This window comes from Corallococcus llansteffanensis (assembly GCF_003612055.1).
Taxonomy (GTDB): domain Bacteria; phylum Myxococcota; class Myxococcia; order Myxococcales; family Myxococcaceae; genus Corallococcus; species Corallococcus llansteffanensis.
The window spans coordinates 1-8,087 of sequence record NZ_RAWB01000452.1; the positions used below are offsets into that span (position 1 = coordinate 1).

General features: G+C 67.9%; 6 protein-coding genes. 2 read left to right on the plus strand and 4 right to left on the minus strand.

All coding sequences use genetic code 11. The features are described from left to right. Positions 1–2 precede the first annotated feature (2 nt). Positions 3–1,085 carry a fatty acid desaturase family protein gene (locus D7V93_RS31575; RefSeq protein ID WP_120646918.1) on the plus strand — a complete coding sequence of 361 codons (1,083 nt, stop codon included), beginning with the start codon at positions 3–5 and terminating at the stop codon, positions 1,083–1,085. Between the two features lie 72 nt (positions 1,086–1,157). Here D7V93_RS31575 and D7V93_RS31580 read toward each other — a convergent pair whose 3' ends face one another. Continuing rightward, positions 1,158–4,100 (minus strand): PA14 domain-containing protein, encoded by a 2,943-nt coding sequence (locus tag D7V93_RS31580; RefSeq protein WP_158623905.1) that lies wholly within the window; start codon positions 4,098–4,100, stop codon positions 1,158–1,160. A 291-nt stretch (positions 4,101–4,391) separates the two neighbouring features. Here D7V93_RS31580 and D7V93_RS31585 point away from each other — a divergent pair, with 291 nt between their 5' ends. Beyond that, positions 4,392–5,714 carry an FAD-binding oxidoreductase gene (locus tag D7V93_RS31585; protein ID WP_120646920.1) on the plus strand — a complete coding sequence of 441 codons (1,323 nt, stop codon included), beginning with the start codon at positions 4,392–4,394 and terminating at the stop codon, positions 5,712–5,714. Here the strand turns inward: D7V93_RS31585 and D7V93_RS31590 are convergent. The 3 genes from D7V93_RS31590 to D7V93_RS31600 all read right to left on the minus strand — a co-directional run. Next, a complete protein-coding gene (locus D7V93_RS31590) occupies positions 5,678–6,061 on the minus strand; it encodes a DUF6285 domain-containing protein (protein WP_120646921.1) in 384 nt (127 codons plus the stop codon). The genes D7V93_RS31585 and D7V93_RS31590 overlap by 37 nt on opposite strands. Continuing rightward, complete coding sequence (locus D7V93_RS31595) at positions 6,054–7,070, minus strand: phosphotransferase family protein (protein WP_120646922.1); 1,017 nt, start codon at positions 7,068–7,070, stop codon at positions 6,054–6,056. The genes D7V93_RS31590 and D7V93_RS31595 overlap by 8 nt, the downstream gene beginning before the upstream one ends. A gap of 11 nt (positions 7,071–7,081) precedes the next feature. Then, positions 7,082–8,087, minus strand: a 1,006-nt coding sequence (locus D7V93_RS31600; RefSeq protein WP_147451435.1) for an acyl-CoA dehydrogenase family protein, incomplete at its 5' end; no start/stop codon positions are given.

The window sequence follows — 8,087 nt, forward strand, 5'->3', positions numbered from 1 at the left end:
CCATGAACGACTCCCCTTCCCCCGTGGTTCCCATCCCCGCGGATGACCCCAAGCGGCTCCGCTCGGAGCTGCGACGGGCGCTGCCGCCCGAAGCCTTCGAGCGGCAGCCCCTGCGCGGCCTCGTCGCGCTCGGCCTCGTGCCCGTGATGGCGGCCCTCATCTATGTCCTCGGGACCCGGTCCCTGCCGGACTGGGCCTGCCTCCTCATCGCGCTCGTCCTCGGGCAGCTCATCACCGCCGTGGGCCTCGCCGCGCACGAAGCGCTGCACCACTCGGTGTTCCACAGCCGGGCGATGGAGGACCTGATTGGCTGGGTCGGCTTCGCGCCCTTCCTGGTGACCCCTGGCAACTGGCGGGCGTGGCACGTCCAGGCGCACCACAGCGCCGCCAACGTCCTCGTCCGCGACCCGGACGTCCTGCCCCGTCAGACGGACTGGCACACCCAGGGGTTCGCGAAGCTGTTCCACGCGATGTCCCCGGGGTCGGGGCACTGGCTCAGCTTCATCAGCTTCAGCGTCTTCTTCACCGCCCAGGGGCAGGCCTTCCTGTGGCACCACTGCCGGCTGCCCGCGTTCCAGCACGTGCACCTGCACCGCGCGCGGGAGCGGGTGCTCACGCTGCTCCTCGCGGCGGGCTGGGGCGCGCTGGGCTGGGTGCTGGGGCCCCGGGCCGCGTTCTACGCGCTCGTGCTCCCGCTCTTCATCGGCAACATCTCGCTGATGATCTACATCGCCACCAACCACTGGATGCAGCCGGCGTCGGAGGAGACGGACAACCCCTTCGTGAACACCGCCAGCGTGGAGACGCACCCGGTGCTGAACTGGCTGCACTTCAACTTCAGCTACCACCAGGAGCACCACATCTTCCCCGCGCAGAGCCCGAAGTACGCCCCGCTCCTGCGCAAGCACCTGCGCCAACTGAACCCCAGGGCCTCCATCGTCTACCCCCACCGCCACGCCCTGCGCATGCTCTTCCGGCGCCCGGCGCTCTACTCCGCGGATGGACAGACCCTGCTGGGCCGGGACGGCACCCCGGTGATGAGCACCCGCGAATTGCGCCAGCAACTGGAAGCTCCCGCGCCGTGAGCCCCCGCTGAAAAAGACCCAGGGCCCGGAACCTCGCGATTCCGGGCCCTGCGGACTCAACTCAAGACGGAGCTACCGGCCCGGCCAGTTCAACGCACCCCGGCTCGTCACCGTGCCGGCGGGCACGCCGAGCGCCTGGGCGACATCCGCGGGCAGCGGCTTGCCGCTGTTGTACGCCACGCTGGAGGGGCGCACGACGTAGTTGCGCAGCGACTGGTTCACGAAGAACGGGTCACCGCCCGACGCCAGGTCGTGGCCGTGCGTCTCCCAGCCCCGGTCGACGCGGACCGCGGCCAGCGACGTGTAGTTCACGCCGCCCGTGTCCACCCAGTTGACCAGCGACTTCCCACTGCCGCCGGAGCGGTAGTAGCTGTTGTAGTCCAGCCCGGAGAAGAAGGTGTTCGGGCCGGTGTTGGTGAAGTTGCTGTCGGAGCGCGAGGCCTTGAGGGTCGTGATGTTCCCGCCCGACATGATGTTGTTCGACACGTCCACGTTCGCCGTGTCCGGCCCGATGTCGGAGCCGCGCCGGTCCTGCTCGTTGCGCGAGTCGTCGTAGATCCAGATGCTGATGGCCGCGTTGTCCACCAGGGTGTTGTTGTAGATCTTCGTGTTCGCCGAGCACGTCTGGATGCCCGCGTACGTGTTGTCGTAGATGAGGTTGGACGCGATGATGCCGGTGTCGGACACCTCGTAGAAGATGCCGATCTTGTTGTTGCGGGAGATGTTGCCGACCATCACGCCGCCGCGGCAGTCCTCGTCGCACCAGAAGCCCGCGCCGTTCAGGTTGTATTCAAAGACGTTGTTGCGCACCGTGAAGCCATTCATGTGGGCAATCTTCACGCCCGCCTGCGCACAGGAGCGCGAGCAGTTGGTGCCGAAGCGCTCTGTGTTGTTGGCGTTGACGATGTTCTCCTCCAGCAGCAGCCCGTCCGGGACGACCGGGTTGGAGTTGGTGGAGCCGTTCGAGCCAATGGCCGTGAAGCCGTTGCTGGCGAAGACGGAGCGGCGCACCACACCGCCCTGGGGCTTCAAGCTGAGCGAGCCCGCCGCCATCTGGGTGAAGACGCAGTTCTCCACGAACCCGTTCGTCGCGCCGATGTAGACGGCCGCGCTCGTGGTGCCGCTGTACTCGTTCGTCGCGTAGCGCTTGAAGCCCAGGCCCTTCAGGGAATAGCCGGTGCCGCCCAGGACGAGCGCGATGGGGCGCGCGGCCACCTCCACGGTGTGCCCCGTGGGGTTGGTGGCGAGGTAGATGCGGCGGTTGGTCCAGTCATAGAAGAAGTTGCCCGGCGTGGCCTCCGCGAGCGTCTTCACCTCGTGCACGTACGTCCCGTCGATGAAGACCATCTGCGGGTCGCCCGCGGCGGGGTTCGCCGGGTCGCCGTACATGTCGAAGTGGCTGCACGGCCCCGTGTTCGTCGTCGGCTGGGCGTCGTACTTGTAGTTGTAGTAGCCGCCGTTGCAGAAGGACGGCGTGCTCCAGTCCATGTACCAGTGGCCGGCACCATCGGCCGTCCACGCCGAGGCGGGCTTCAGGTCCGTGCCGTCGAACCAGGGCTGCTCGTGCGGATACGCCTGGAGCGTCATCGGCTTGGTCGCGACCTTGTAGTTGCCCGCGCCGTTGTTGTACCAGTCGCGGTAGGTGCCACCGCGCACCACGATGGTCCCGCCCGACGGCACCAGCGCGATGGCGCGGTTGAGCGTGGCCACCGGGGCCGCCTGCGTCCCCGCGTTGCTGTCATTGCCATTCGTCGCCAGGAAGATGGCGCCCGCCGGGATGGCGTAATTCGTGTCCGGGATCGTCTTGCCCGTGTTGTCCAGGCCGGTGAGGCCGGGGTTGCCCGGCTGCTGCGCCGTGGCGGGGAAGAGCTGGTCCACGGGGATGATCTGCTTGGGCTGGCTCGCGGACGACCAGGACAGCTTCGCGACGGAGCTGTTGGTGCTGTCGTAGTACTCCAGCTGGAGGTCGTACTTCTGGTTGGCCGTCAGCGTGACGGTGCCGCTGTTCTCCACGGAGCCGTGGTCGGTCCAGTTGTTCACCAACTGCTGGCCGTTGACCCACAGGCGCACGCCGTCGTCGCTCTGGGTGAAGAAGGTATAGGTCTGCGAGTACAGCGGCATCACCTGGCCGGTCCACCGCACGCTGAAGCCATCCGCCGGCAGCCCGGACACGGGCGCGTTCGTGCCCCAGTCGAAGTTCACCGTCGGGTCCGTGCGCTCCACGGTGAGGGCCTGGAAGTTCGCGCCGGTGAAGTACTGGCCCAGCAGGCCCGTGCCGCCGCTGGACGTGGGCAGCGCGTAGGTCACCGTCAGCTTCGGGCGGTTGACCAGCGTGGCGGACTCCGACGAGTCCAGCTCCAGCCCGTCCATGTTGGTGGGGGCATCCACCACGAAGCCGTGGTTGGTGCCCGCGTTCTGCACCCAGCCCTGCACCGCCGCGACGCCCTCCGCGTTGAGGTCCACGCCGTAGCTGCCCGTCGCGCCCGGAAGGAGCGTGGCGAAGGACGTGGCGCCCCGGTCCGCGGCGCCGCTCGCGCCGCCCGAGGCCCAGGTGGTGGTGCTCGTCGCGTTCGTCCAGGTTGCCTGCGCTTCGGTCCAGGGACGGCCCGCGGCGTGGACGAAGTAGCCCTCCCCCGTCGTCGCGTTCTTCACGAACACGGTCAGCCGGACCGACTGCACCGTCGCGTTCGCGGGGATGGCGCTCAGGTCGAAGCGCAGGAGGCCGTTGCTCACCTGCCCGGAGCTGGTGGGGTAGTCACGGTCCATGCGGATCGTCGTGTCCGCGCCGCTGTTGATGCCGGGGGTGCTCTCCAGGAGCGTCGTGTCCGACGCGCCGGTGTACGTCGCCGAGGGCGACACCTGCTCCTGGAAGGCCACGGTGACAGGGGTGCCGAGCGCGGACTCCTCGGTGCCCAACGACTCAAGGGAAGGAGCTTCGCCGCAGGCCACGGACAGCAGCACGGGCAGCAGGACCCGCGCACGGCGCCAGTCCATTCGGGGGAAGGGGGAGTTCATCAGGGATGCTCTTCCGTTCATGGGGGGAGAGAGGGTCGACAACGACCCAGTTCTGTCATGAAGCAGGACATTCTCGATAAACCCGGAAATTAGTTGCGGTCCCCTGAACATCACGACGCATGTGGTCATCCCCGCCCGGGGAGCCACTGGACGCGGGTCCTAGCGTCTTGGCGCCAGCGGACACGGTGCATGTCAGGCGGCCGACCAGACGGTGGCCGGAGGTGCGGGCCCTGACTCCCCAGTCGGAGGGCCCTTCCCCACCATTGCCGCAACGGAGTTCGGAGGCTCGAGATGACGATGGGGAAGGAGTCGCTCCACGAGGCGAAGGTGGAGCGGATCACACGCCAGCTGCGGCTGAGGACGAGCACGCGCCCCGTGTCCTTCCGCAAGAAGACGCCGCCGCACCAGGTGCCCAAGCGCAACGACCGGCGACGCAGCGACGAGAAGATCGACCTGGGGGACCTGGATGAAATCCTCGACATCGACCCGGTGGGGATGACGTGCACGGCCGAGCCCGCGGTCACCTTCGACCAGGTGGTCCAGGCGACGCTGCGCCACGGGCTCGCGCCCATCATCGTCCCCGAACATAAGACCATCACGCTCGGCGGCGCCGTCGCGGGGTGCTCCATCGAGTCCATGTCGTTCCGGCACGGCGGCTTCCACGACACCTGCCTCGAGTACGAGATCATCACCGCCAAGGGCGAGGTGCTGCACTGCTCGCCCCAGCACCACCCGCTGGTGTTCCAGATGATCCACGGCTCGTTCGGGACGCTGGGCGTCCTCTCCAAGCTGCGCTTCAAGCTCGTCCGCGTCGCGCCCTACGTGCACGTGACGTATGAGACCTACGCCACGCTGGAAGCGTTCCAGCAGGGCATCTGGCGCCACTTCAAGGCCCAGGACGTGGACTACCTGGACGGGCAGATCTTCTCCCCCACGAAGCACGTGCTGTGCGTGGGCCGCTTCGTGGAGCGCGCGCCGCATGTGAGCCGGTATGACTGGCTCAAGGCGTACTGCGAGAGCATCCCGCGCCTGTCCGAGGACTACCTCACGACCTACGACTACCTCTTCCGCTACAACCGGGGCGTCACCCACGTCCGCCCGCGAAGCCTCCTGGCCCGGGCGCTGTTCGGCAAGCTGGTGCACTCGGACAGCGTGCTGAGGGCGGCGGACCGCTTCCACCGCTTCCTGCCGGACAAGAACCCCAACGTCATCGTGGACGTGTTCGTGCCCTTCTCGCGCACGGCCGAGTTCATGGACTGGTACCACCGCGAGATGCACTTCTACCCGGTGTGGTGCGTGCCCTTCCGCCGGACGCGGGACTACGAATGGCTGACGCCCCAGTGGTGGGGCGGCGTGCATGATCCGCTGTTCCTCGACCTGGCCGTCTACGGCCTCCCGCAGCCGGAGGGCCGCAACCTCTACAAGGAGTTCGAGGACGAGCTGCAGCGGGTCAACGGCACCAAGACGCTCATCTCCTACAACTACTACGACGAAGAGACCTTCTGGAGCCTCTGGAACAAGGAGACCTACCAGGCCGTGAAGCAGCGCACGGACCCCGACAACGTCTTCCGGGACCTCTACACCAAGACGTGTCGGGCGGCGCTCGGGCTGTAGGCCGCCAGGGCCTTGGGTGCGCTCTCACGCACCCGCTGCACGGTGGACTCCCAGAGCACCCGGCGGGCTTCGGCATCGTTGTCGAAGTCGCCCCGGCGGATCCTCGCCGCGAACTCACGGTTCAGCTCCGCCAGCGTGCCTTCCGTCCCGAGCAGGTCCGCCAGCGCCTGCTGTTCTTCCCGCTGGGGGCCTTCACCATTGCGCAGCTGGCGCTCGGCGATGCCCATGGCATTGGCCACCATCAGCGCCGCATAGGCCTTGTCCCCGGGCAGCAGGGGCAGCAGCTCCTTGCGCAGCACCTCGCGGGCAATCACAAGCAACGCGATACCGTCGGGGCACTCACGCATGCCGGCCCCCGGTCATGCGCAGGACTTCCAGCTCCAGCTCCGGCACGACATGCGCCGTCAGCGCCAGCTCCAGGGATGGCTCCTGCCCGGAGACATGCCGCTCGCCCTGCTGCAGGGCAATCACCGCCCACCGCACATGGGCCAGCACCTCCCAATAGGACACGGCCTCACGCTCGGGACGCCGGCCACTCACGCGCTCATAGCCACGGAACAGCGCCTCGCGGGAGCCAATGCCTCCCGCTTCCTTGTCGAACTGGCCGAAGCGCCAGCAGCGCGCGCAGAACCAGCCGAGGTCCTCCAGCGGATCCGACCAGGCCGCGAACTCCCAATCCAACACGGCCGTGAGGCCCGTCTCATCCACCATGTAGTTCCCCGTCCGGAAATCACGATGCGTCAGCACCAGCGCCGGTGTGGCCGGTGCGTGCTGCTCCAGCCAGCGCAGGCCCCACTCCAGCGCCGGGAACGCCGCGCGGTGGCCGTCCAGGAACTCACGGGAGTCCTTCACGCACTGGAGCGCGGGCGGCAGCGTCGGAGTCCGGAGGAAGGACAGGCCATCCACCGGCGGGCGGATGGCATGCAGCCGCGCCAGCTCCTCCCCCAGGCGCTCCGTCAGCGCTTCCCGGTCACCTCCCAGGCCCGGCTCCTTCACGAGGCGATAACCGGAGGCCGTGCCCTTCGCCTTCCGCATCACGAAGAAGTCACGACCGAACACCGAGGCGTCTCCGAGCCACAGGGGCTCGGGCACCGTCACGCCGGCGCGGAAGGCCACCTGCAACAGGGCGAACTCCTGCGCACGGCTGTGTGACACGGCGACGGCCGAGGGCGCGTCGGAGCGCAGCACGCACTCCAGCACGCCCTCATGCCGGCCGCCTGTCACGGTGGCGGACAGCGACCAGTTCTCCTGGATGGCGCCTCCGGAGAGCAGCCGCGCCTCGTGGATCCGCACCTCGTTTGCGCCAGCCCTCGCGGCCAGGAAGTGCTCCAGCGCCGTCCTCTGTTCCTCCCGCATGCATCCACCTTTCAGGAAGCGGAGGACACGCCCCACTTGAAGAACTCCGGACCTTCGGACAAGTAGGCGCGCGACAGCACCATCTTGTGGATCTCGCTCGCGCCGTCGACCAGCCGTGCCTGCCGTGCGTAGCGGTAGATCCATTCGACCATCGTGTCCTTGGAATAGCCGCGGGCCCCCATCAACTGGATGGCCGTGTCGGCGGCTTTGTGCAGGGTGTCCGCCACATGCATCTTCGCGATGGAGATGTCGGCGCGCGCGAAGTCGCCCTGGTCCAGCTTCCAGGCAGCGCTCATCGTGAGCAGCCGGCCGATATGAATGTCCTTCGCGGCGTCGCCCAGCATCCACTGCACGCCCTCATGCTTTGCCAGGGTCTCCCCGAAGCTCATGCGCCGCGAGACATAGCCCCCCGCTTCTTCCAGGCAGCGCTTGGAGAGCCCCAGCCAGCGCATGCAGTGCGTGAGGCGGGCGGTGCCGAGCCGGATCTGCGTGACCTTGAGCCCATCGCCAACGCCCAGCAGGCGGTGCGCGTCCGGAATGCGCAGCCCTTCGAAGACGAGCTCGCAATGACCGCCATGCTCTTCCGGGCCCATGATGGGGATGCGGCGCTCGATGCGCCAGCCGGGCTGGCTCGCATCGAAGAGGAAGGCGGTGAGCCCCTTGCGCTCATCCTCCGAAGTGCGAGCAATCAGGATGAAGTGCTGGGCCCCCTGGGCGCCGGTGATGAACCACTTACGGCCGGTGATGACCCACTCGTCGCCCTGCCTCTCCGCCCGGGTATAGGTCAGCGAGGGGTCGGAGCCGCAGCCGTCGGGCTCCGTCATGGCGAAGGCCGACCGCACCCGGCCGTCGATGATGGGCTGAAGCCAACGCTGCTTCAGTGCCTCCGTCGCGAGCACCTTCTCCAGCACGATCATGTTGCCGTCATCGGGAGGCGCGGCGTTGAACATCACCGGACCGAAGGGCGAACGGGCGGCTTCTTCGTAGCAGGCCGCCATGCCGACCACGCCCATCCCC

What these genes read in the sequence shown, in the direction of transcription:
- D7V93_RS31575 (WP_120646918.1), top strand. Translation starts at nt 3, where the DNA reads ATGAACGACTCCCCTTCCCCCGTGGTTCCCATCCCCGCGGATGACCCC.
- D7V93_RS31580 (WP_158623905.1), bottom strand. Translation starts at nt 4,100, where the DNA reads ATGAACTCCCCCTTCCCCCGAATGGACTGGCGCCGTGCGCGGGTCCTG.
- D7V93_RS31585 (WP_120646920.1), top strand. Translation starts at nt 4,392, where the DNA reads ATGACGATGGGGAAGGAGTCGCTCCACGAGGCGAAGGTGGAGCGGATC.
- D7V93_RS31590 (WP_120646921.1), bottom strand. Translation starts at nt 6,061, where the DNA reads ATGCGTGAGTGCCCCGACGGTATCGCGTTGCTTGTGATTGCCCGCGAG.
- D7V93_RS31595 (WP_120646922.1), bottom strand. Translation starts at nt 7,070, where the DNA reads ATGCGGGAGGAACAGAGGACGGCGCTGGAGCACTTCCTGGCCGCGAGG.